The following is a 23,030-nucleotide window of genomic DNA, read 5'->3' as shown; positions in this document are numbered from 1 at the left end:
CTTCCCTTAAAATCGGTAATCAAACGTCACGCCAAAGGTGCGTGGTTGACCGACTTGGCGAAACGTTCCTCGGTAATTATAAAGTACGTCTTCGTCGAATGCGTTTTTAAGGTAGGTTCGAATCGTATACGCTTTCGTCTCATATCCTACATTGAAATTGACAAGCGTATAATCGCCCGCTTTATATGCTTCGGTATTGGTAACGTTGGTGTAGTATTCGCTGACGTAATTTAAGTCGCCGCCAACGAAAAAGCCGGACATAAAATGTTGTTTAAAGCCAAGGCTTCCCGTAAAATGCGGCGCGTGGTTAAATTCATTACCTTTTTTGGCGTAATTGTTAGTATCCGCTTCCGTTATTTTCGTACGTAAAAGACCAAAGCCACCTTGAAGTTCCAAATCAGACGTTACACGGTAAATCGACTCGGCTTCAAACCCGTAACTTTCGCCCTCAGGTATATTGATAAACCGTTGTCCGTAACCCGAACCCGCAATCCCCTGATAGCCTTTATACTCATTGTAAAAAAGGTTGGTATTCAAGGTCAGCGTTTTATCGAGCAACAAAGAACGTGTCGTGGCTTCATACGTCCATACCTCTTCTTTATCATATTCGTAATACTCATACGTATCCCATGTCAATGCGCCACCACCTGGACTGTAACCTTTACGCACGGTAAACCCAATATTGTGTTCGGGAGTCAGCTTGTAATTGACACCCACTTTAGGTAAAAACATCGTCTCGGCAAGATCAGCATTCATCGGCTTATTCATATATGTGACATCACGTTTTTGATGTTCTCTCTCCACGCGCCCACCTAAAATGATGTCAAATTTATTATTTACATGTAAAGACTCTTCTGTATAAAATGCTAACGCCGTAATATCGTCATCACCGTTCATCTTGATTTGGTCTGTCACCACTATATCTTGTGCACGATGGTAGAAATAAAGTCCTGCCATACTCGTTAAAAGCCCATCTTTAGGGTCATACACCAAGCGTGTCTCCAAAGTCTCACTTTTTTCGTCGATGTCCAAATTCATGGCTGTCGGTGCTTGTTTGGTCTTCGTTTCAGTACTGTTGTAACCGGCTAAAACGTAAAGCTTAAGATCATTATTGATAGCGTACTCAACATCGGTGCTAAACGTATCGTTGGTGGAATCGTTGTAACGTACAAGATTGGAAGACGAGAGACGAAATGCATAATCAGAAATCGCTGAATTTGGCATAATCTCATTCATATGACCACCCTCACTCGCACGATGCGATGCCGAAACTTTGACAATCAGTCCATCCACATCTTGAGGTAGCCATAGAGCTTTTGCACGAACATTTCCTTGCTTAACATCAGAAGGATCCCAATAATTAGCATAATTTTGGTAATTGATATAGTTATGTCCGTAAACGCCCTCAGCGCTTAAACGCAGTGCCAAAACATCATCTATAACAGGACCTGAAATCATCGCCGCAACCAGTGCTTTATCGTCTTGATTTTCGTATCCGATACGAACCGCACCCTCAGGTTCAAAGCTTGGATCTTTGGTCGTCACGACGACCGCACCGCCGATGCTATTGCGTCCTTGTGTGGTCGATTGAGGGCCCCTTAGAACCTCAACCTGCTCAATATCCCACGAACCGATGTCTAAATAACGCTGTCCGTTCCACGCTTCGCTGATACCGTCCACACTCGTGCTAATACGAGGACGAGAACCTGAGAGCATCGAAAAGCCGCCGATTGCCGCACCGGCTCCGTTAACACCGCGAATAACGGGAATATCCGAGGGATTATTGATCATATTGGGCACATGCGATGCTACATCGTACACCGAGTGTGCCCCTGCCGTATCGACTTGATCGGTTTGGAACACACTGACTGCGGTTGTTGTCTCTTGCAACGAACGTTCGATTTTTTCGCCCGAAACGGTCACTTCGTTTAGCTGAATCGTCGCATTGGTGTCCGAAAAAGCAAGAGAAGGAAGAAATAAGCATGTTGCAAGACTGATTTGCCAAAATGTATTGTGTGACATCACTATCCTTTTTTTTTGATGAAGGAAGTGTGCCATTTATGATGACGATTATCAATAAATAAAAGTCACAAAAGGGAAAAAAAACGCCACAAAGAGGAAAAAAAGAAGTTAACGATGTCGTTTGCGGTAGATACTGGGGGTGACACCAAAGTGTTCTGTGAAAAGTTTACTGAAATTACCTGTATGTTTATAACCAACTTTAAACGCCACTTCTTTCACACTATGATTGCTTTGAAGCAAGCTTTTTGCAACATTCAAGCGCTGTTTTTGAAGCATCGCATAGACCGTCATTCCATAGTATGCTTTAAAATCTTTTTTGAGATAACACTCATTGATCGCTGAACGATACGCGATTTGTTTAATGGAAAGCTCTTTGTCGTACTCGTGCAAAATAATATGTCTCGCCTTTTCAAGCGAATGGATCGTTTTAATATCCAACGAAAAATCGGCAATCTTGTGCATCGTACTCATCATACGCTCAATCGTATAGTGCGCCAAATACATAATATGCGCTTCCAAATGAAACACGTTTAAAAGGTTTGTGTCCATTTCATGGGTCTGAAACGCTTCTAAAATTTCAAACTGCCTTCGATCGATCTCACCGCCTTCTAAAATCGCATAACCGTTTTGATTTGCTTCCGATTCCATACGTTGATGCACTTCACGGTAATTAGAGATCAAATGTCCCAATAACGCCTCTTTAATACCAATCGTAACAGTACGATACTCTTTACCTTTGAGCGTTTGCATCTCCACATGAAACGCATCAGAAGAAAATCCGATAAAGAAACTGTTTTTCTTAATGGCATACTTCACACCGTTTTTAAACGCATGCGTAAATTCATCACCGAGATTGAACACCAGCACGGCACCGGGAATATCTGAATACAACGACGTTATCGTATCTTGATACAACGTGTACGCATAAAGATACGCCGCAATGCCGTTACCAAGGTTATACCATACGAACGATCCCTTCCCTAGTTCGGGTTTAATGTTCGCCATAAAATTCTCACGCGAAAAAGGATACTGCTTCGTTTGAGCGATCTGCAAGAGATCAAAAGAGTTTACATGTAAAACCGAATTTTCGTCCACAAAACTACCTCAAAGTCAATTCATCCTAAGTTGAGAAACGTTATCAAACAAAGGTATTGTATATTGTAGCAAAAATTGAGGTTTTTGAGATTTTTAAGGACTGTTTTGCCTTACATGTAAAGAGAATTTTGTAAAGTTAAAAATTTAGCCCTGTTTTTTTATTAAGATATTGAGTGTTTTAAAAGAGTTTACGCCTTTAAATCTTTGCACATTTGTTTGACAACACTCGATAATTCAACGAGTTTGGAAGAGCATACATCGAACAATATTTCAGCGTTAATATCAAAATAATGATGCGATAACACATCTCTAAGTCCTTTGATATTTTTCCACTCAATGCTTGGGTAACGTGGTAGTAGTTGCCCATCGGTCAATTTGTCGATGTTTTTTAAACCTTCACCGATTGCCAGTAAACGCATGGCGATACTGTCTAATTTTTCGATATTCTCGCGGCACTGGAAAGAAAATCATCTACCGTTTTAATGGCTTTAAATCGCTCAATGACCATATCGATAGACATATCGATGTCTTCAAGCGTTGACAATACCATCAAGGTTCGATCAGACATATATCACATCTTTCGTAATCATCTGAAGCAAAAAAGGTTTCATGTATTTATGTTTCGTCATCAAATCGACTTTTTTTTGTAAGGAGGTTTCAAGGTCATATTTTAAACCCATCACGTTGTCAAATTTTGCTTGCATACTCACAAAAATATCGACATCACTATCGTCTTTGGCTTCATCACGTGCATACGAGCCAAACAAACCGATCTCTTCCACACCGTACTTCTTTTGAAACTCAGGTTTATGCATGGAAAGATAATCAAGTATGTGTTGCTTTGTCATACATCCTCCTTTGGTTTTGGGTGATTATATTTTTTAAATTTAGCAAAATAGCCAACCAAAAACACCATTTTCTCGCATACGCTCTATTTCTGGTAAATTACATTCTAAATGTGTATTTTTCCAATGAGATAAATTTCCATGAGGGCAATCCTCAACCAATTTTTTACCTATGTCTTCAAAATCTGACATTCCAAAAAAATCTTTTAAGGCCTCACTTTCTTCATGATTAACACCTAATAGAAACACTCTGTCTGCACAACCTAAAGGTATTAATCTCTGCAACATATCTTTTCTGCTTTGAAAATTTGACAAAGAACCTACTTCATCGTCAAAATCTATAAGAAGCAAAATATGACATTCTGAATATTTATGTAAAAGAGATAGATTCTTCTTAAATTCTTCAAAAACTTTTAACCATCCGCCACATGGATTTTTGACATCAATGAAATTGTAGTTTACATTTGGTAGAATTTTCACTCCATTCAAAATGCTTCTATACGGTTTATCTTCTAAGAAAACAACTAAATGTTTTCTATAACGATTGACTGCCATTATCAATCCAATTCGTTATTATCAAAGGCATCAACAACGGTTTGGCTATCATATTTAATATTTTCCAATACTTCAATCCTCGTTGGCGATAAATGAGATGCCCTACTGACTACAAAAATATTGTGATCTGAAAAATTATTAATCACTCGTTCATTATGTGAAGTCATTATTAATTGTGCTTGGCTATTCGATGCCTCAAATGCTTTTCTGCAAGCAATAATAAAATGATTTAATTCGACTAAGCCAATAAAATTATCTGGTTCATCCCATAAACAAAGCGTTGTTGGATTATTGTTTTGCGCAGCTATTACAGTAGCCCCTAAAAAAAAGATTTTTTCACCGTCTGAAAGCTGCGCAAAATCAATAGATTTACGCTTATTACCCTCTTTAAATGTAAAAAGCAATCTTCGATCATCCCTTCCACTATTGTCCCATTTAAAAACATCAAGGTCAGGCATACGGGATTTTAAAAAATCAGACATAACCATATAAAGGCTTGGATTTGAAGAGAGTAACCATCTTGCCCAATCTATAACATTCTCAGCTTTTCTATTGATTGTCATACTTTCAGTTTTAGACAAATCATTAAAATCTCTCGGGAAAGGTGACACAATAATAATATTTTTTAGCCAATCTCTAAAAATAGCCAGAGGTTCATCATCTGATCTTACAGAAATGAGAGGAAGTCCTATATGATGCCAATCCAATAAAAAATGAGCCGTATCTTTAAAAGATGTTTGACCACCATCTCGTTCTAAAATCGACTTTTTACCTACAAATAGACTTTCTTTGATTATTCGTGGAGCAAAAAAGTTTTCTGGAAATTCAATCGATAATTTGTAACTAAAATTTTCTTTTGCAATTGCAACATCTAATTCAAGTTCAATAGGTGTATTTTTATTACCAAAATTAAAACTATATTCACCAATTAATTCTTTTAAAGAAGTAACCCCTTGTCCAATTTTTTGAAAAATTTCTAGTACCTCGAATATTGTTGTTTTTCCAGAGCCATTTTTCCCAAGTAAAAAAACTGAATTTAATCCATTTAAACTCATTTCAAAATTCTGTAAACATTTAAAATTATGAGCATAAAGTCTTTTTAACATTTTATAAATCCTTTATTCATTTTATGTATAAAAATATCCTATATTATAGCTGAAATATTACTCTTGTAAAAACCTCTCCACATCCGCCACGATCTCATCCACCGCTTCAGTCGCTTTTTTATACAACACTTTGCTATAAACCCGCTCATTGATCGCGTCGCTTTTCTTCAAATTATTGAGGATGGAATGCTTTACATGTAAAGCGAAATGATCCATCGCGACGACGTTTCCGCTTGAGCCGATGATGACTAGAAACTGGCAATCTTCCATCGCATCATAGAGGTGTTCGTACATAGGTGCGGCTTCGCCGAAGAAGACGATGTCTGGGCGAAAGGAGCCGTTACAGCGTTTACATGTAAAAGCTCGATCTTGCTTGGTGTAGCCGATAATCTGGGTTGCGCCGCACTGTTCACAGCGAAGGCGGGGCAAAAAACCGTGCAAGTGCAAAACGTCTTTGCAGCCTGCTCGCTCGAACAGATCGTCCACATTTTGGGTGATGATGGCGATGTCTTTGGGGAATTTTGCTTGTAGTTTGGCGATGGCATGGTGCGCGGCATTGGGTTCAACCGCGCTTAATTGTTCGCGCCTTGCGTCGTAAAATGCCAGAGTGTTTTCACGGTTCCAAGAAAGACACCCCGCTTGACAGATCTCTTCGATGCGGTACTTCTCCCACAGCCCATCCGCGTCGCGAAAGGTGGAGAGTCCACTCTCCGCGCTGATGCCTGCTCCTGAAAATATCACCACTTTTGCCATGAAAAACTCCTTTTACACGTTGAAGTAAAGTGCCTCTTTATGGTGCATCACGATCGCGGTGGTGCTTTGTTCGGGGTGGATTTGGAACGTCTCGCTTAATTCAATGCCAAACTCCTCAGGCTTTAGAAGATCGAAAATGACTCTGGTATCTTCCAAGGCAGGGCATGCTGGGTAACCAAACGAGTAGCGACATCCGTGGTAGCGTTTCATCTGCACATCGCGCAAACTATGCCCCTCATGCTCTGCGATGCCAAGGTCAAGCCGTATCTGTTTATGCACGATCTCCGCCAACGCTTCGGCAAGCTCCACACCCAGTCCGTGCACGAAAAAGTATTCGGTAAAATTGCCCGCATCGTAAAGCTCTTTCTCATACGCTGAAAACTTCGCTCCCGCACTCACGCACGTCAGTGCTAAAACATCGTGACGATCAGGGCTGATAAAATCGCTTAACGAGCGGTACGGAGCGCGGTTTTGACGCGGAAAGTCAAAGACTTTGATAGCACGCTTGCTCGCTTCTTCGATGCTCTCACGACACACTTGTTCCTCACTAAAATAGCCCTCGCTCTCGTCGAAAAGGTAGAGCTTGTTCTCCAGTGAACGTGCAGGAAAATAGCCGTAGATGAGTGTCGGCTCAAACAGCCCAAGACGCTCGATGTCTGCTTTGACACGCTCATAGGTTGGGTAAAGCACCTCATCAAGCTGCTTTTGTTTTTCTTCTTTACTCTGCCCTTTACCGCTATAACCCCAACGTTGTGCAAAAAGGATTTTGTGGTTGATCCACGAAAATGCGAGCTCTTTGACATCGGTTTTTAACACCCGTCTGCCCCAAAACGGCGGTGTCGGGATTTTGATGTCACGACTTGGCATTTTAAGCTCATGAAACGGAGGCATTGGTTTGGCTTCTTTGGTGGCGCGATTGACACTGTTTTCCAAGACAACACGGCTAAAGGAGGTGTCGTAGTTTTTTGCTTCGATGCGGCTCATTGCCGTTATACCCTCAAACGCGTCTTTACAGTAAAAAATAGGTCCATCGTAAATCGGTCGGCAAAACTCTTCCACAAAATTGTCCGTCAGTGCCGCACCGCCTAAGATCACGGGGATTTTGATGCCCATTTTTTGCATCATTTCTAGGTTTTCTTTCATCACATTCGTGGACTTTACCAAAAGTCCGCTCATACCGATCGCATCGGCATTGTGCTCTTTTAGCGCTTGCAAAAACTGTTCAAGCTCGGCTTTGATGCCGATGTTGACGACTTTAAAACCGTTGTTGCTTAAGATGATGTCGACCAAGTTTTTACCCACGTCATGCACGTCGCCTTTGACGGTTCCGATGATGAGCGTCGTGGTCGTACTTTTTTCGGTTTTGGGTAAAAAGGGTTGTAAATAATCGACCGAAGCTTTCATCACTTCGGCTGATTGCAACACAAAAGGCAGTTGCATTTTTCCGCTTCCGAAAAGCTCACCGACGACTTTCATCGCATCAATAAGGATTTCATTAACGATCACTTCCGCAGCGATCTCCTCTTTAGCCGTCGGTAATAATGTGAGCATACGCTCTTTATCGCCATCAATAAGCAGGGTTGAAATCTTCTCTTGCGTGCTCATCGCAAGAAACGCCGCGTCACTCTCGTCTTTGTTCTCCACCACGCCCTCAAAATGCGCGATAAATTTAAAAAGTGGGTCGCCCTCTTCGCGCTGGTTGAAAAGAAGATCTTCACACACTTTTTTATCCACGTCACTGATCTTGTGCATCGGAAGCGTGTTTTTAACGTTCACGATCGCCATGCTAAGCCCCGCTTCGACACAATGGTGTAAGAAGACGGAGTTAAGGTATTCACGCGCGTGTTTTGCCAAACCAAAGGAGATATTAGAGATACCAAGAACAAAACCTACTTCAGGGTGCAGTGCATGAAATTCGCGAATGGCATCAATGGTCTCAATCGCCGCGGTATGGTACTCCGCATCGCCGCTACCTACGGTAAAGGTGAGTAAGTCAAACACCAAATCTTCGGGATGAATGCCGTGTTTTTGCGTCGCTAAGGTATAGATGCGCTCGGCAATCGCCACTTTTTGCGCTTTGGTTTTTGCCATACCTTTCTCATCAATGCTCAGGCACACCAATGCCGCACCGAAACGTTTGGCTAAAGAGCAGACTTTATCGAACTTTTCGATGCCGTCTTCTAGGTTCACCGAGTTGATGATGGGCTTTCCGCCGATCAGCTTTAACGCGCACTCTAAGGAAGGTAGTTGCGTGGTATCGGGCATAAGCGGCAAAAGAATCTTTTGCACGTAACGCCCTATCACCTCTTTGGTATCTTTGATCTCGTCACGTCCTGCAAAGCCGACACTCACGTCGATGCCATGTGCTCCACTTCGTACTTGTTGTTGTGCGACACTCAGTGTTCCATCGTAATCTTCCGCCAATAAAAGCTCACGAAACGCTTTAGACCCTGTAGCATTGCTTCGCTCACCGATCAAAAAGGGTGCGGGGTCTTGTTTGAGTGCTCTGGTTTCAAAAAGCGATGCGATGGAGCGAGGCATGCTTCCTGTAGGAGGAAGCGGTTTTTTGCCCTCCACGCGTTTGGAGAGCTCTAAAATGTGTTGTGGCGTCGTACCGCAACACCCTCCCAAGATCGCCACACCCGCGATGTCGGTAAACTTTTCTTGAAGCTCGGCAAATTCGCGAGGTCCCATCGGATAAAACGTGTACCCTCCGCGGTTTTGCGGAAGTCCCGCGTTGGCATGCACACTGATGGGTTTGCTCCAAACGGAACTCAGCGTTTTGACATGCTTTTCAACCTGCTCAGGTCCTGTACCGCAGTTAAAACCCAGACTTAAGATGTCAAAGGGTTCTAAGATCGCCGCTATCGTGGTTGCGTCGGTGCCAATAAGCATCGTTCCGCTAAGTTCAATAGTGACCGAAACCATCACGGGAAGCTTTACATGTAAAGATTTTTGAGCATCAAAAATGGCGTGAAGGGCGGCTTTGATTTGAAGCGGATCTTGTGCCGTTTCGATAAGAAAAAGATCTGCCCCGCCGTCCACGGCTCCGCGTGCCGCCTCTTTGTAGCCCTGATACATCTCATCGTAACCGATATGCCCTAAAGAGGGAAGCTTGGTTCCCGGACCAAACGCCGCGGCGGTAAAGCGGGGTTTTTGGGGCGTTTCAAAATCCGCACACGCCTCTTTAACGATAGCAACGCCCGCGCGGACAAGTTCATAGGCTCTCTCACCGATGCCGTAATCCTCCAAAACCCACGGCAATGCACCAAAGGTGTTGGTCTTGATGATGTCCGCGCCTGCAAGCAAATAACCGCGATGAATTTTTGAAATGGCATCTTTACATGTAACGTTCAAAAGCTCATTACATCCCTCTTTGCCCTCCCAAAGTTCAGGCGCAATCTGTAAAGCTTGTATCTGTGTGCCCATCGCACCATCGATGACTAAAATTTTTTCTTTTATGCGTTCTTGGAGTCCTAACACGCTTCTGTTTCCTCGTGGTAAATATCAATCTATCATAGCAAATCTCCTCTAACGTCCGCCTAAAAAGATTGTTACATGTAATAAAATCGTAGTCGTTTGAAGTTACAATGAACGTCGATTTTGCTTTCCAAAGGATAGGTTGTCCGTGCGATTTAAAACGAAAATTATGCTTGTCGTCTCACTACTCATAGCCGTATGTCTCTTTTCTTTCGGGCTTTTTAGCTACCAAGACACCAAAAAAAACAGTATTCGCCAGATCACGTCGAGTCTGCACTCTACGGCTCGCTCGTTTACCGACTATATCGATCTTCTGATCGCCACGAAGCAAAACGACGTCGAAAGTGCCGCACGTTTTTTTCACGACATTGATCTCATTAGCTACCATCAAATGGTGCAAAAACTTCAAGAAACGACTAAAACCATCGGTGCGCTTGACACCTACGTCGGCTTTGAGAACGGCGATATGGTTTGGGGAAGCGAAAAACAACGTCCGCAAGGGTACGACCCTCGAAAACGCCCGTGGTATCTCCACGTCAAACAGACGCAAAAAACCGCTATCAGCGACGTTTACCGCGGTGCAACCGATACGCGCTTGATGGTCACCGTGATGAGCCCGATTTTTGACGATACGAAAAAATTCGTCGGCGTCATCGGTACGGATATTTTACTCGAGAACCTCACGCATGCCCTTTCGCATATCGATTTTGAGGGCGGTTACGGCATTTTGCAAGATACCAAAGGCATTATCGCGGCACATCCGAATCCCAAGCATTTAGGCGTCGCACTTGAGAGTATCGCACCTTCGTTAAGCGCACAATTGGGAGAGCAAAAAGAGGGTATCGCCGATTATTCTTTTGAAGGAAAAGAAAAATTGTACGCTTACGCAACGTCTGAAAAAAGCGGCTGGCGTATCGGCATCGCTTACGACAAAGCCAACTCCTATACCTTTTTAAACGCGCAAGTTCAAAAGCTTCTGATCATCGCAACGCTTATGCTGTGCGTTTCCCTCGTCATCATCGTGATAACGACGCAAGCACTTTTACGCCCGTTAAGCAGGTTGGGAACGATTGCGTCCGCGCTTTCAAGCAACGATGCGGATTTACGCCAACGACTGGAAGTGAAAGGAAAAGACGAGTTTGCGGAGGTAACGATACACATCAATACGTTTATCGAAAAGCTACACGACATCGTAACGACGTCCAAATCCATCAGCCATGAAAATGCTTCGATTTCGCAGGAACTCTCACGCACCGCACAAGCCGTCTTACACAACGTCGCCACCGAATCGTCGATTATCGCGCAAACGAAACACGACGGCGAAATCATTTCAAAAACGTTGGAAAATTCCGTCGATTTAGCGCAAGAGTCGAAAAAGAAGCTGACGCAAACGCAACACGACATTCAAGACGTTAAGCTTCATGTCGAACAACTCGAAGAGACGATGAAAACGACCGTTGAGAAAGAGTACTATTTGGCACAAAAGCTTGAAGCCGTCAGTAAAAATACCCATGAGATCAAAGACGTGCTGATTATCATCAAAGATATAGCCGATCAAACCAATCTTTTAGCCCTCAATGCCGCCATCGAAGCCGCACGTGCGGGAGAGCACGGACGCGGTTTTGCCGTCGTTGCCGATGAAGTGCGAAAGCTAGCCGAGCGTACGCAAAAAAGCCTTGTCGAAATCGACGCGACGATTAACGTCGTCGTTCAGTCGATCTTGGACGCCAACGGCGATATCGCGTCCAACACGCAAGAAGTTCACCGTTTAGCCGAAGTTTCCCAAAAGCTTCAAGGAGGTATGGGCTATATCGATACTATCATCGCTGAAACGATCGACCATACTAAAGAATCGGTCGGACGCTTTATCGACAATGCTCAAAAAGTCAAGAAGATGGTTGAAGAAATCGATAAGATCAACACGCTTTCACACGAAAACGTACAAAGTATCAAAAACGTCTCTCAGGCTTCCGAACACCTTCACGGGATGACCGAAAGCCTTAAAAACGAACTGGGGAAATTTCAAAGTTAAGCTCTCGAAAAACTTTTATTTTCCGCGGTATTGAGCTCTTGCGAAACGTTGACGATAACTTGAAGTTTTTGAATAATCTCATTCATCGCTTTGCTCTCTTCTTGCGCGGCGATGCTGATGCGCTCGACTTCGGCTTGCGTCTTAATAATCTCGTCCACGGTTTTTTGCAACGCCGGAACGATCTGATCGACCACTTTTTGCACGTCCATAATAAAAACGCGAATATTATCGGTCGATTTGTTGCTCTGATCGGAAAGCTTGCGTACTTCGCTCGCAACCACCGCAAAACCGCGTCCGTGATCTCCCGCGCGTGCGGCTTCGATGGTGGCATTGAGGGCTAAAAGGTTGGTTTCGCTCGCGATGTATTTGATTGCGGTGGTAATCGTACCGATTTGCTCGACCGCCGAACTCAAATCTTTTGCCATGCCGTTCGTGACTTGCACGTTTTTGACTTCGGCCGCCAATTTATCGTTGACGACGACGATCGTATTGGCGGTATCTTCGATTGATTGGGACGCACTTTGGATAATGCCCGAAATCTCCTTGGTCTGCTCCGCCAATTTGTGCGAAATATCCCGAGCCTCTTTAAGCGCTTTATCGTTATTGATCGCCGTAACGACTTGCGCTAAAGCACTGACGCTCTCCGCCGTCGCCGAACGCGGAGGACTCGGAATCACGACGACGTCAGGAAGAAGGTAGTGTTGGTATTTACTGTAAAGTGCTTTTCCGCTTGAGACGTAACCGTCCGTTCCGATAATGTAGCGTGCCCGACTTAACGCCTCTTTCGTTTCGCTCTCCGTGCACTCTTCAAACGCAACGATTCGATACGTGACGTGGTCGAGTTTGTAGAATTTTAAAAATTTTAATAATACGTTCGCTCCGGAAGTGCTGTTATTGAAAATCACGACCTCTTCGCCCGCTTGGATACGGCTCACCGCAACGAAAAAATCGGTCGGAGGAACAAATTCGACCGCCACGACGATCTCTTTGCCGTATTTTTTAACCATTTCGTCGTAACGATTGGTAAAGCAGACCACCAAATCAAATTGTTGAACGTCGAAATTTTGATAGTTACTTAATGTAGCTTTTTGATACACCGCCGTCGTCGATAAGGTGGCATCGACCAAAGACACTAGCTCTTGCGTCGTTGCTTCATTTGCCCCGATTAAGAGAAGATTAACGCTCATATCCGTCCTTTTAACGCAAAGTATTTACCGTATCACCAACCCTAAAAATACAAGAACGCTTGATTATAAATCAACCGATGGGATATAAATAGGACGAAAATTCATCAAACGATCGATGAAAATCAGTGTATAATCGTACCCATCATCCCACTAAAAGGCTAGAGTATGTTCGAGATTCAAAACTACGTCGGTTTTATCGGTGCTATCATCGTCTTTCAATTGATTCCGGGAGCAGGAACGATCGCTATCTTAAACGCAACCGCACGCAACGGCATTTCAGCGGGGCTTGGAGCGGTTTTTGGAACCTTGCTCGGCGATTTTGTTTTTATGGTAGCCGCTTTAGCCGGACTTGCGGCAGTGATGCAACAAAATCCGTTCTTATTCGAATGCCTTCAATACTTCGGTGCTTTGTATTTGTGTTGGCTCGGCTTGGGGCTGATTCGTGCGAAAATAACGCCGGAAAAAGCACATCAAGAGCCGAAAAAATCTGCTTGGGTCTATTTGAAGCAAGCCTTTTTCGTCAGCATCACCAACCCAAAAGTCATGCTCTTTTTCGTTGCGTTTTTCCCGCTTTTTCTCAAAGCAGACGCTTCACATGTCACGCTGATCGCGATGATGGTTCACGTCAGTATGATGAGTTTGATCTATCAAACGCTCTTGGTACTTTTGGGTAACGCGTTGGCTCTTCGGTTGAAAGCCTTTCCTTTTGCGCGAACGTTGGCGACCAAACTTGCCGGTTTTGCGCTCATTGCCTTTGGCGTCAAACTTGCCGTCAATAACCGTTAAGCGTTTGATTGATGCCGATTAAAGAGAGCCTTTTAGCGCTAAGCGTGGTCGTCATTTGGGGTGTGAATTTTGTGGTTATTCAAGTCGCCCTTCGCGAAATTCCTCCTTTATTGCTGACCTTTTTACGCTTTTCGTGCGTCGCTTTTCCGTGGATATTTTTCTTTAAAAAGCCTCAAAATACTTCGTGGAAACTGCTTTTAGCATATGCATTAAGTATGTTTGTGCTTGATTTTGCTTTTTTATTTTCAGGAATGTATGTCGGGGTCAGTTCGGGAATCGCCTCGCTGGCCTTACAAACACAAGTCTTTTTTACTGCGGCTTTGGCGGTTATTGTCTTTAAAGAAAAAATGACGCCCGCAAAAGTGCTAGGAGCGGCTATTGCCTTTTTCGGTATCGTATTCGTCGGCTTTCATACCGGAGGCGACGTCAATCTGTTAGGGCTTTTCTTCGTCGAATGCGCCGCACTTTCGTGGGCGATCGGCAATCTCGTTTCCAAGCGCATCGGTCACGTCGATATGTTGGGACTCGTCGTTTGGGGAAGTTTTATCTCGCTTCCGTTTTTAGGAGTGTTAGCCTATTGTTTCGAATCGCATCTGTGGCATACCGAGATGTTTACGCACCTCTCGTTTAAAAGTATCGCCGCCCTTGCCTATCTTGCCTATCCGGTTACGTTTTTCGGCTTTGGAATTTGGAGTTGGTTACTGAGTCGCTATCCCGCTACGACCGTCGCGCCGTTTACGCTTTTGGTTCCCGTCGTCGGATTTACCTCTTCGGCACTTTTACTCCAAGAAGCCCTTCCCTTATGGAAACTTTTTGCCGCCGCTTTAATCGTTACGGGGCTCGTCGTCAATCTTTACGCGGATCGATGGTTCTTTTCTCGTAAGCGCGTTTGATTACTTCTCTTTAATCTGCTCCAATCGTTCTCGTCTAGGCTTTGCCAAGGGTTCGCCGGATGGGGTTTCGAGCATCTTTTGTAAGGTATCTAAAGGTATCGTCGTATCGTTTTTAAGCGCATCAACGAGCATTTCGCCGCCGAGTTTTCCAAGGGCGTAACAATACTTACCTTTGACGCTTTGATTAGCATCGCTCAAAACCCCGATACGCGAGCATTGATCGATCCATAAAAAAAGATCGTTGTCTTGAAACTCTTGCAGATACTTAAAGAGCTTCATCGTTTCGAAAAATTTGATTTTGACTTCGAAGAACGGGCTCACTTCAAGGGTTTCGTTCAAACGAAGCAAGACGGGATATTTGTAGGTACTTTTTCCGATCTTAACGGCTCGCGTCGTACTTCCGAGTGCAAGGTCTTCTTCAATTTTAGGAAACTCCCAAAAGCGGCTGATCTCATGCGACCATGCGCTTAAAACGGCATCGAAACTCTCGAAAGAAGCTTCCAAAGAGGGCTCGTCGCTTAAAAGGTTTCGAGAAAGTCCCAACTGCGCGTCATAGCCCAAAAACGGTAAAATCGTCGCACCGATGTCGAGCGTCGATCCGACTTTATCGACGGTTCTAGGCTCCGTAATACGAGGATCTAAAATAACGAATTGATCGCGACGCGTCCCTTTCATCAAGTCGTCGATTGCCATATTGTGCATCGCCAAATGATCCGAACCGATGACGATCAGCGTATTTTTCCCGTACGGCGATTCTTGAATGCGCGTAATAAACCGTGCCAGCAATTCATCCGAACACGTCACCGCATTGAGCATCGAATTGCTCCCGTCTTTATAGCGTTGCGCCTCACAACTTTTCGATACGTGTCCGTAGGGATGGTGGGTATCCATCGTCGAAAGGAACATCGCAAATTTTTGTTTGGATTTGGAAAACTTTTTAAAATCGTTAAACGCAATGTCCAACAGCGTATCGTCAAACAAACCCCAAGGCGTTTGGTAACTTGGCGTTTTTAGGAGCGGTTTGAGCTCTTTATCGCCTTTTACGTCTTCAAAACGATGCGTACGATACAGTTTGTCGACGCCCGCAAATTCTAAGGGCGATCCGCTTCGATAGATCAGTTTGTACCCTTCTTTATGCAACATATCGCTTAAACACGTCGCACCCGAGTAAAACGAACTCATTTTCGACATGGAATTACCCTGAGGCGAATAGAGATTCGTGCTCGGCGTGACCAAAGGAAGACCGCACAGCACGGACGTCATTCCGGCGATCGTCCAACTTGTTCCGTGCGCTTGCTCGATTTGAGTGAAAACTAAACCTTTTTCGCGCAACAAGCGAAGCTTCGTGACCAAATTGGGAAAAATCGTTTCGTCAAAATAGGTCTCCTCGAAACTCTCCGCAAAAATGTAAACCAAATTCAGATGCTCTTCGCTCGAAGCTATCAGACTCGGCTCCCGATAATAATCGCTAAAACGGTAAACCATACTTAAAGGATTTTCCACGCCGACGCTTTTCAAAAACGTTTCGGCTAAGAAGCGACTGCTCGGATGAATTGCAAATGCCAAGAAAAGTGCGAAAGCCGATACGATGCGTTTGAAACGGACGTAACGTTGCGAAGACTCTTTTTGCAACGCTTTGTAATAAACGATGCACAACACCAAACTGCTCATAAACAAGACGACGCCGACACCCATGATTAAATAATAATCAGCATATCCTGAACCGTCTAGCCCGTAGCGAAGATGAAATAAAACGGCGTCGTTGATACCCTCGCCCGTAAAATAATTGGATACGATATAAAAGGTGCTCAACACTAAATAAACAAAGATCATCAGCGTCGAGAAAAAAGCATGTAGCGGTTTGTAAACCTTATGCCTTGCCGTCAACAACGAAAGAAAAAAAAGTACGATCGATAGCCCCAATAGCGTATTCATTCGGTTACATGTGCCCCTTTTTTTAAAAGCGCATTATATCTTTTTCCGTTTTGTTTTAATAGCGTACTTCAAAACCTTCGTATTCGCGTTACAATAACAACAAACTTCGGCGAAAATTGATCAGTCGCCAAAGCGGAAAGCTATGCTCGGGGTTTTTTTCACAAGAAGACTCTTTCGCGACGGAGGATGGTTTGCGTTTTTTAAGAGGTCTAGCAACGTATAGCATCATGGCGAACCGAAACCTCAGCCTCGTTTTAGCTAACTGGTTAAAATTTAATCATTTTAATGCATAGATTAAAAACCGCTAAGTGATACAATTTCATCAGTTCAACACTACTAGGAGGAATCAATGAGAAGTAAACTACTTGCTCTTGCAACTATGTTGCCGTTATCAACATTGTGGGCGGCAGAAGAAGCGGCAGCCGAAGCGGCTGAAGCGGCACCGACTTTAGACGTCGGTAATACGGCATGGGTTTTAACGGCGACGGCGCTCGTTATGTTTATGACCCCTGCGGGTTTAGCACTTTTTTACGGCGGTATGGCTCGCTCTAAAAACTTGCTTAACACGATTGCAATGAGCGTTATGGGCTATATCGTCGCCTCTATCGTTTGGGTCGTTTGCGGTTATACCTTAGCTTTCGGTACGGACATCAGCGGCGTTATCGGTTTCGATAGCTTCTTTTTAAGCGGTATTAAGGTGACGGACCTTTGGGCAACCGGAAATATCCCCGTACTTCTTTTTGCGGCCTTCCAAATGACGTTTGCAGGCATTACCGTAGCACTTGCCAGCGGTGCGGTCATCGAGCGACTTAAGTTTTCGACGTGGATTGTTTTTGCGGCACTTTGGATCATCGCATGCTACGCACCGATTGCACACTGGGTATGGGGCGGCGGTTTCTTGTCGGCTGACGGTGTTTTAGACTTTGCCGGCGGTACGGTTGTTCATATCAATGCCGGTGTTGCGGGTCTTGTCATGGCTTTAATGCTCGGCAAACGAAGCGACTACGGTAAAGCGATGTTCCCTTCATCCGTAACGCTAACGGTTTTGGGTGCAAGTATGCTATGGTTTGGTTGGTTCGGGTTTAACGCCGGTAGCGAACTTGGAGCAGACGGTATCGCGGCAAGTGCTTTCTTGGTCACCAACACGGCGGCGGCGGTTGCGGCATTTTCATGGATGCTTGTTGAATACGTTACGTATAAAAAATTCACACTTTTGGGTATCGCTTCGGGTATCGTAGCAGGTCTTGTCGCCATTACGCCGGCAGCAGGTTTTGTCGATACGGCGGGTGCATTAGTGATCGGCGTTGTTGCGGGTATCGTAGCGTTTTACGGTGTTAACGGACTTAAAAAAGCTCTTAAATACGACGATTCGCTCGATGCGTTCGGTATCCACGGTGTTGCGGGTATCTGGGGTGCGATTGCGACCGGTATTTTTGCAAACCCTGAAGTCAACGAACTAGGAACAGGTTTACTTTACGGTAATGCAGGTCAAGTGCTCGTACAAGTCGAAGGCGTTGTCGTCACTATCATCTATACGGCGATCGTAACGGCGGTAGTCTTTAAAATCGCTTCGATCCTCACGGGCGGTGCAAGAGTCAGTGCCGAAGCCGAATCTCAAGGTTTAGATGAAGTCGAACACGGCGAAAAAGCTTTTAACTTAAGATAAGAAGGACTGAAGATGAAAAAAATAGAATCTATTATTAAACCTTTCAAACTCGAAGACGTCAAAGATGCGCTAGCAGAACTTGATATTACGGGTATGACGGTCAGTGAAGTCAAAGGTTATGGACGCCAACAAGGTCACTCGGAACTCTACAGAGGTGCCGAGTACGTCGTCGATTTTTTACCGAAAATCAAGATTGAAGTCGTCGTCGTAGACGAGCTGGTCGATAAAGTCATCGACGTCATCGTAAAAAGTGCCCGTACGGGTAAAATCGGCGACGGAAAGATTTTTGTTTCCAACGTCGAAAAAAGCGTTCGCATTAGAACCGGCGAACTCGATAACGAAGCGGTATAAAACGTTGATGGGAGAAGGATTACATCTCTTCTCCCATCGCTTCTTCTTGTAACTCTTTTTCTTCTTTTTTACGGTAGGTCATCACGAGGTTAAAACACAATTCGCTGAGCATCAAAAGTTCCCACATCGAAAGAATCTCTAAAAACGGCATTCCTTCTTCAAGGCTTTCAAAATCGATCTGACATGTAAAGGTATAAGCGTCGTTGGGAGCACCGAGTTCGGGAAGGCGCAAAGCGTATTGAAACGCAAAGGCGATATTTGGATTGCGCCCCATACGTCGAATGCGTTTTAGCGTTCCGTCGTAATCTTTTTCGCTGAGGCGAATCTCCGAATGGATATTGTGCGAAAGTACGTTGCGCACGAAAGAGAGAATATCGACAAAATTCTCGTATTGCTCGCCGCACAGGCGTTGCATAAAGACTTTAAACGGACTTTCAAACCGCAAACTCTCGACCATCGCCATACAAATACCCCGAAACGCATTGAACTCGACAAAATATTCAAACAACGAAATCGCTTCGTTTTGCGTCTCTCTTGCATTGACTAAAAGTTCGTGAATCAATTCGGCGTTAAAATAGTACGCTTGATCGTTGTCGTATTTTTTGACGACGAATAAACTTCGATCGCTCAAATCTTCCGTTTTGGTCAATTTGCCGAGAAATTCGCCCATATGCAAAAAATAAAAATTTTGCTCGACGAGTAACAAAGCATCGTCCAACAAAACGCCCGTATCGCTCACGAGAGTCGCTCCAAATGCACTTTCATATCCTGAAAAACCGCACATTGTCCCTCTTGACTCGTTGCGTAAGGCGTTAACATGTTCGCGTTTTTCGCACCGCTGTAGAGCAACAAACAATCGTCTCGAAGCTTAGAACTGGGCATCACGGAGTAAATACAAGAGCCGTAACGATTCGAAAGCCTGACGCGTTCTTCTTGTTTAAGCCCCAAACTTTGCGGTACGTACAAATAATCGTCGGTTACAAATTGTGAATTGAGCGATCGGTTTTGCTTCGCGGCGATCAGAAAAAATCCCCCCTCTTCCAAAACCTCTCCCTCATCAAAAGAGTCCATAAATTCAAAACGACCGGTAGGCGTGTAAAAACGCTCTTCGTAGGGTAGCGTTTCATACGTTTTCGACATCAAAAAGCCCTCTTTTTCAACACTGTTCGTTGCGATCATACGCTCTAATATGACCGTATCTTCTTCCAAAGGCGCGTGTTTAAACGTTTTTAAGAGCCGCTGCGTCAATGCGTATTCGCTGATCGCGAAGGTTGCCTCTTCAAGTTTAGGCATACGTCCGATAAACGGGTGTCCGTAGCTGAGTTTGAGGTCGTTTTTTTCCAAAAACGATTGGGCGGGAATCACTAAATGCGCTTTCGCAGACGTCTCGTTTTCGTGAAGCCCGAAATAAACGACGCACTTTGCCTTGGAGAGTCCTTCTTGAACTTTGGAAGAACAGGGCATTTGGCTCAACGGATTGCCGCCTTGAATAAACACCAAATCGTAATCGCCGAAATTGACGGTCGGTAGCGTTACTTTCGTAGCATCAATTTTAAAAGGCGAGCTAAACCCAAAACCGCTGTCGCTAATATACCCTACGCCGCACCCTTCTTTTCCAAAAAGCCCCAACATCGCCGCGAAAGCGTCGATTGAGCGCAAAACGCTGTGTCCGAAACGGTATTTTTGCACGCCGATGCCGACCAAAACGGAAGTTTTTTTCCCAGCGATCAAGGAGAGCAACGCGCTTGCTTCTTCAAGACTTACTCCCGATTTTTCTACAAGATACGGTAGTGAAAATTTTTCGATCAGAGCTGAAAAAGCCGTGTAATGTAAACAACGCGACTCTAAAAAGGAGCGATCTTCCATACCTTTCGTTGCGATTAAACGGCATAGAAGCAGTGCCAAATACAGATCGCTTTTCGGCCGAATCGGAATAAACAGATCCGCACGCTCGGCAAGATCGATTTTGACGGGATTGATGACGATAAGGGTTTTCCCTTTTAACGCGGGTAACATGTGAGAATTGGTCACGCTCGGGTTTCGTCCCCATACGATGACGACTTCGGACTTTTTGACATGTAAGGGAGAAAGCGAAAGATCTGCCCCTCTTCCTTGCACGATTCCGCTCGCTCCCGCTTCTTCGCACAAAGAACCGGAGGCAAATACGGCTCCGTGTCGGGCAAAAAACATTTTCGTGACGCTTTGCATCACGCCTAAATTGCCGCTTCCTTTAAAATAAAGCGTGCGTGAAGGCAGATACGTTTGAAGCTGTGTTTCTAAAATTTCGCATGCCCGCTCTAATGAGACGGTTTGCCCCAAGTAGCGAGCCTCTTCGATGCGATCAAATTGATGGTAATGGTTGAGATGGTGGCAAAGATAGCCTTGCGTAATCGGGTGGGCTTTATTGCCCTTAAGCACGCGGTTCTCGTTAACGACGATGCTACACCCGTCGAAGCAATCCAAAGGACAGGTCGTAAGACGCATTTGATCCCCTTTAACGATGAGAAATGGCGTTAATTATACCCTAATTCTCCAAACGCAAAAGTTTATCTTCCAAGATTTCCAAGCTTAAAGGCTCGTTCACGTCAATATCCAGATGTTGGTATTCCATGCTTAAAGCGTACTCTTCCAACATAGCGTCTAACGCTTCGTAGCGCATATGCGTATGTTCTTGCGTATGGATTACCAAAAAATTGTCGCTGTAGGCCCGAACGATCATCGCTTCGGGATAAATTTCGTGGATACATTGTGCGATACGCCTTAAAAAAAGATCACCTTTTTTCCAGCCGTAACGTTTATTGTACTCGGCAAAATGCGTACAGTTGAGATGGTCGATGCATAACAATTTCATGGAACAATCTCCCGCATGCGCGAAGAGAAATTTGAGATAATTGATATTGTAAAAACCGGTCAGTTGATCGCGGAAGTAGTATGAAAAGCGCATCTCTTCCAATAAATCTTTAGGCATTTGCGTCGTATTTTCAGGCAATTTTACATTTTTAAACACTTTTTTGGCAGCGGCAACGATGGAAGGGTTGAATTGTTTGCCGCTCTCTTCTTCCAAAAGAAAAAGTGCCTCTTCGCGACGTAAGCATTTACGATACGCTCGATTCGTCGTCATTGCGTCAAAGGCATCCGCTACGGTGATGATTTGAGAGAAAATCGGAATTTGCTCCCCTTTCAATCCGCTCGGATACCCTCGTCCGTCGTAACGTTCGTGATGGTGCAAAACGATGGTTGCCAATGCGCTAAAAGGTTCACGTGACAACAATTCGTAGCTGGCGGTCGAATGGCGTTGAATCAGTGAATATTCCATCGAAGAGAGCGTATCGGGTTTGAGGAGGATCGAGTCTGGAATCTCGATCTTTCCGATGTCGTGCAACATTCCCGCTTTATAGATAAAATCGGCTTCGTCGTGGGAGTAGCCGAGCTCAAGCGTAAGGAGTTTGGCATACTCGGCAACCCTTTGGCTGTGACCGGCGGTATAACTGTCGCGTTTCTCGACCATATCGATGAGCGCGTACATGCTCTCTTCGTAGAGTTTCGTTTTTTCGTTCAAATAGTTACGTCCTTTGGCGTGAATCCACCAAATCGCAAAGAGTCCTAAACACCACGTTCCCAAATACATACCGATTAAAAAATAGTAACTTTGCGCATTAGCTTCCCGAAACGTGGGAACTTGCATCGAAATCGTCGTAAAACCCAACAACGCACCGATCTTCTCGTCGCCGTGAACGTGGCAGGAGATGCACGAGTGGTTTGCCAACATCGGCACGGCGTAAAAAAGGTATTTGCGTTCGTTTTTGTAAAAAATGTTGTAGGTATCTTGTTTCGTCTCTTTGACGCTCAAAAGCGATTGTTTCACGCTAGTAGGAACGCTCATCGCATGAATATCTTTGTAAATCGAGTTAATGGAAAGATCCATATCGCTATGACGAGCCAAAACGGCCAGAAGGTCGCGAAGGGAAAAATTATTGCGAATGCTGTACTTTTGTTCGTCGCTTAACGCTTTGGCTTTTTGTTCATACGCCCAATACACAAAAGCGACCGATTGTTCGGCAACACCTTTGATTTTTTCCAAAGAGCTTTGCTCGATATGCTTCTCTTCGTTGATAAATTGGTATACGACAAAAAGCGAGGTTAAAAACGTCCAGCAAATCGTCAGCAAAATAGCGATTTGTTTAAAATATTTAATTTTCTTGCTTAAGGACATCTTTTTTTGTCATCTTTTTTTAATTTAGTAAAAATAATTTTACCAATTATGCCCCAACAAAGCTTAAGCAACGATTTAAGAGGAAAAAGAGGAAGGACAAACGAGGAGAGC

19 protein-coding genes are annotated in these 23,030 nt (G+C 44.4%); 5 read left to right on the top strand and 14 right to left on the bottom strand.

Annotated features, from left to right (window positions below; genetic code table 11):
• Window positions 1-6: 6 nt before the first annotated feature.
• The 9 genes from NL930_RS04830 to metH form a co-directional block, all read right to left on the bottom strand.
• On the bottom strand, window positions 7-2,022 hold the full coding sequence (locus NL930_RS04830) for a TonB-dependent receptor (protein WP_254375856.1): 2,016 nt from the start codon (window positions 2,020-2,022) through the stop codon (window positions 7-9).
• Window positions 2,023-2,130: 108 nt separating this feature from the next.
• Window positions 2,131-3,117 carry a helix-turn-helix domain-containing protein gene (locus NL930_RS04825; protein ID WP_254375855.1) on the bottom strand — a complete coding sequence of 329 codons (987 nt, stop codon included), beginning with the start codon at window positions 3,115-3,117 and terminating at the stop codon, window positions 2,131-2,133.
• Window positions 3,118-3,305: 188 nt separating this feature from the next.
• Window positions 3,306-3,536, bottom strand: a complete 231-nt coding sequence (locus NL930_RS04820) for a DUF86 domain-containing protein (protein ID WP_254375854.1) — start codon at window positions 3,534-3,536, stop codon at window positions 3,306-3,308.
• Window positions 3,537-3,547: 11 nt separating this feature from the next.
• Complete coding sequence (locus tag NL930_RS04815) at window positions 3,548-3,685, bottom strand: hypothetical protein (RefSeq protein ID WP_254375853.1); 138 nt, start codon at window positions 3,683-3,685, stop codon at window positions 3,548-3,550.
• Window positions 3,678-3,965, bottom strand: a complete 288-nt coding sequence (locus NL930_RS04810; protein WP_039672910.1) for a nucleotidyltransferase family protein — start codon at window positions 3,963-3,965, stop codon at window positions 3,678-3,680. The genes NL930_RS04815 and NL930_RS04810 overlap by 8 nt, the downstream gene beginning before the upstream one ends.
• Before the next feature lie 39 nt (window positions 3,966-4,004).
• Entirely contained in the window at window positions 4,005-4,517 is a 513-nt protein-coding gene (locus NL930_RS04805) for a hypothetical protein (RefSeq protein ID WP_254375852.1), read from the bottom strand.
• A gap of 2 nt (window positions 4,518-4,519) precedes the next feature.
• Window positions 4,520-5,623, bottom strand: a complete 1,104-nt coding sequence (locus NL930_RS04800) for an AAA family ATPase (protein ID WP_041963658.1) — start codon at window positions 5,621-5,623, stop codon at window positions 4,520-4,522.
• Window positions 5,624-5,680: 57 nt separating this feature from the next.
• Window positions 5,681-6,376 carry a Sir2 family NAD-dependent protein deacetylase gene (locus NL930_RS04795; protein ID WP_041963659.1) on the bottom strand — a complete coding sequence of 232 codons (696 nt, stop codon included), beginning with the start codon at window positions 6,374-6,376 and terminating at the stop codon, window positions 5,681-5,683.
• Between the two features lie 12 nt (window positions 6,377-6,388).
• On the bottom strand, window positions 6,389-9,859 hold the full coding sequence (gene metH, locus NL930_RS04790) for a methionine synthase (protein WP_257561065.1): 3,471 nt from the start codon (window positions 9,857-9,859) through the stop codon (window positions 6,389-6,391).
• A gap of 145 nt (window positions 9,860-10,004) precedes the next feature.
• On the opposite strand from metH, the gene NL930_RS04785 reads away from it, so the two are divergent.
• A complete protein-coding gene (locus tag NL930_RS04785) occupies window positions 10,005-11,888 on the top strand; it encodes a methyl-accepting chemotaxis protein (protein WP_060825638.1) in 1,884 nt (627 codons plus the stop codon).
• Here NL930_RS04785 and NL930_RS04780 read toward each other — a convergent pair.
• The gene (locus NL930_RS04780) at window positions 11,885-13,075 is read right to left on the bottom strand and encodes a methyl-accepting chemotaxis protein (protein WP_060825637.1); all 1,191 of its coding nucleotides are present in this window, start codon (window positions 13,073-13,075) and stop codon (window positions 11,885-11,887) included. The genes NL930_RS04785 and NL930_RS04780 overlap by 4 nt on opposite strands.
• 165 nt (window positions 13,076-13,240) lie before the next feature.
• Here NL930_RS04780 and NL930_RS04775 point away from each other — a divergent pair, with 165 nt between their 5' ends.
• Together NL930_RS04775 and NL930_RS04770 are read left to right on the top strand one after the other, a co-directional pair.
• Window positions 13,241-13,861, top strand: a complete 621-nt coding sequence (locus NL930_RS04775; protein WP_060825636.1) for a LysE family translocator — start codon at window positions 13,241-13,243, stop codon at window positions 13,859-13,861.
• Between the two features lie 11 nt (window positions 13,862-13,872).
• Window positions 13,873-14,754, top strand: a complete 882-nt coding sequence (locus tag NL930_RS04770) for an EamA family transporter (protein WP_060825635.1) — start codon at window positions 13,873-13,875, stop codon at window positions 14,752-14,754.
• Here the strand turns inward: NL930_RS04770 and NL930_RS04765 are convergent, their stop codons facing one another.
• Window positions 14,755-16,689, bottom strand: coding sequence for a sulfatase-like hydrolase/transferase (locus tag NL930_RS04765; protein ID WP_060825634.1), 1,935 nt, complete (start codon window positions 16,687-16,689; stop codon window positions 14,755-14,757).
• Between the two features lie 349 nt (window positions 16,690-17,038).
• Between NL930_RS04765 and NL930_RS04760 the strand changes: the two genes are divergently transcribed.
• Window positions 17,039-18,355: an ammonium transporter gene (locus tag NL930_RS04760; protein WP_039672933.1), complete on the top strand. Its 1,317-nt coding sequence runs from the start codon at window positions 17,039-17,041 to the stop codon at window positions 18,353-18,355.
• A 12-nt stretch (window positions 18,356-18,367) separates the two neighbouring features.
• Window positions 18,368-18,706: a P-II family nitrogen regulator gene (locus tag NL930_RS04755; RefSeq protein WP_025345241.1), complete on the top strand. Its 339-nt coding sequence runs from the start codon at window positions 18,368-18,370 to the stop codon at window positions 18,704-18,706.
• A 19-nt stretch (window positions 18,707-18,725) separates the two neighbouring features.
• Here NL930_RS04755 and NL930_RS04750 read toward each other — a convergent pair whose 3' ends face one another.
• Genes NL930_RS04750 through NL930_RS04740 form a run of 3 tightly spaced genes read right to left on the bottom strand, consistent with a single transcriptional unit; the run spans window position 18,726 to window position 22,919 of the window.
• Window positions 18,726-19,490: a hypothetical protein gene (locus NL930_RS04750; RefSeq protein ID WP_254375851.1), complete on the bottom strand. Its 765-nt coding sequence runs from the start codon at window positions 19,488-19,490 to the stop codon at window positions 18,726-18,728.
• Complete coding sequence (locus tag NL930_RS04745; RefSeq protein WP_254375850.1) at window positions 19,442-21,190, bottom strand: molybdopterin-dependent oxidoreductase; 1,749 nt, start codon at window positions 21,188-21,190, stop codon at window positions 19,442-19,444. Before NL930_RS04745 ends, NL930_RS04750 begins: the two co-directional genes overlap by 49 nt.
• A gap of 40 nt (window positions 21,191-21,230) precedes the next feature.
• Window positions 21,231-22,919 carry an HD domain-containing phosphohydrolase gene (locus NL930_RS04740; protein ID WP_254375849.1) on the bottom strand — a complete coding sequence of 563 codons (1,689 nt, stop codon included), beginning with the start codon at window positions 22,917-22,919 and terminating at the stop codon, window positions 21,231-21,233.
• Window positions 22,920-23,030: the final 111 nt, after the last annotated feature.

The organism is Sulfurospirillum sp. hDNRA2, assembly GCF_024206095.2.
Taxonomy (GTDB): Bacteria; Campylobacterota; Campylobacteria; order Campylobacterales; family Sulfurospirillaceae; genus Sulfurospirillum.
Note: the sequence above shows the minus strand (reverse complement) of the source record. Positions and strands in the feature narration are given on the sequence as shown.

Bases quoted from the DNA above. Each gene is read 5' to 3' on its own strand.
- NL930_RS04830 (WP_254375856.1), bottom strand. From the start codon at position 2,022: ATGTCACACAATACATTTTGGCAAATCAGTCTTGCAACATGCTTATTT.
- NL930_RS04820 (WP_254375854.1), bottom strand. From the start codon at position 3,536: ATGCGTTTACTGGCAATCGGTGAAGGTTTAAAAAACATCGACAAATTG.
- NL930_RS04815 (WP_254375853.1), bottom strand. From the start codon at position 3,685: ATGTCTGATCGAACCTTGATGGTATTGTCAACGCTTGAAGACATCGAT.
- NL930_RS04810 (WP_039672910.1), bottom strand. From the start codon at position 3,965: ATGACAAAGCAACACATACTTGATTATCTTTCCATGCATAAACCTGAG.
- NL930_RS04805 (WP_254375852.1), bottom strand. From the start codon at position 4,517: ATGGCAGTCAATCGTTATAGAAAACATTTAGTTGTTTTCTTAGAAGAT.
- NL930_RS04800 (WP_041963658.1), bottom strand. From the start codon at position 5,623: ATGTTAAAAAGACTTTATGCTCATAATTTTAAATGTTTACAGAATTTT.
- NL930_RS04795 (WP_041963659.1), bottom strand. From the start codon at position 6,376: ATGGCAAAAGTGGTGATATTTTCAGGAGCAGGCATCAGCGCGGAGAGT.
- NL930_RS04780 (WP_060825637.1), bottom strand. From the start codon at position 13,075: ATGAGCGTTAATCTTCTCTTAATCGGGGCAAATGAAGCAACGACGCAA.
- NL930_RS04775 (WP_060825636.1), top strand. From the start codon at position 13,241: ATGTTCGAGATTCAAAACTACGTCGGTTTTATCGGTGCTATCATCGTC.
- NL930_RS04770 (WP_060825635.1), top strand. From the start codon at position 13,873: ATGCCGATTAAAGAGAGCCTTTTAGCGCTAAGCGTGGTCGTCATTTGG.
- NL930_RS04765 (WP_060825634.1), bottom strand. From the start codon at position 16,689: ATGAATACGCTATTGGGGCTATCGATCGTACTTTTTTTTCTTTCGTTG.
- NL930_RS04760 (WP_039672933.1), top strand. From the start codon at position 17,039: ATGAGAAGTAAACTACTTGCTCTTGCAACTATGTTGCCGTTATCAACA.
- NL930_RS04755 (WP_025345241.1), top strand. From the start codon at position 18,368: ATGAAAAAAATAGAATCTATTATTAAACCTTTCAAACTCGAAGACGTC.
- NL930_RS04750 (WP_254375851.1), bottom strand. From the start codon at position 19,490: ATGTGCGGTTTTTCAGGATATGAAAGTGCATTTGGAGCGACTCTCGTG.
- NL930_RS04745 (WP_254375850.1), bottom strand. From the start codon at position 21,190: ATGCGTCTTACGACCTGTCCTTTGGATTGCTTCGACGGGTGTAGCATC.
- NL930_RS04740 (WP_254375849.1), bottom strand. From the start codon at position 22,919: ATGTCCTTAAGCAAGAAAATTAAATATTTTAAACAAATCGCTATTTTG.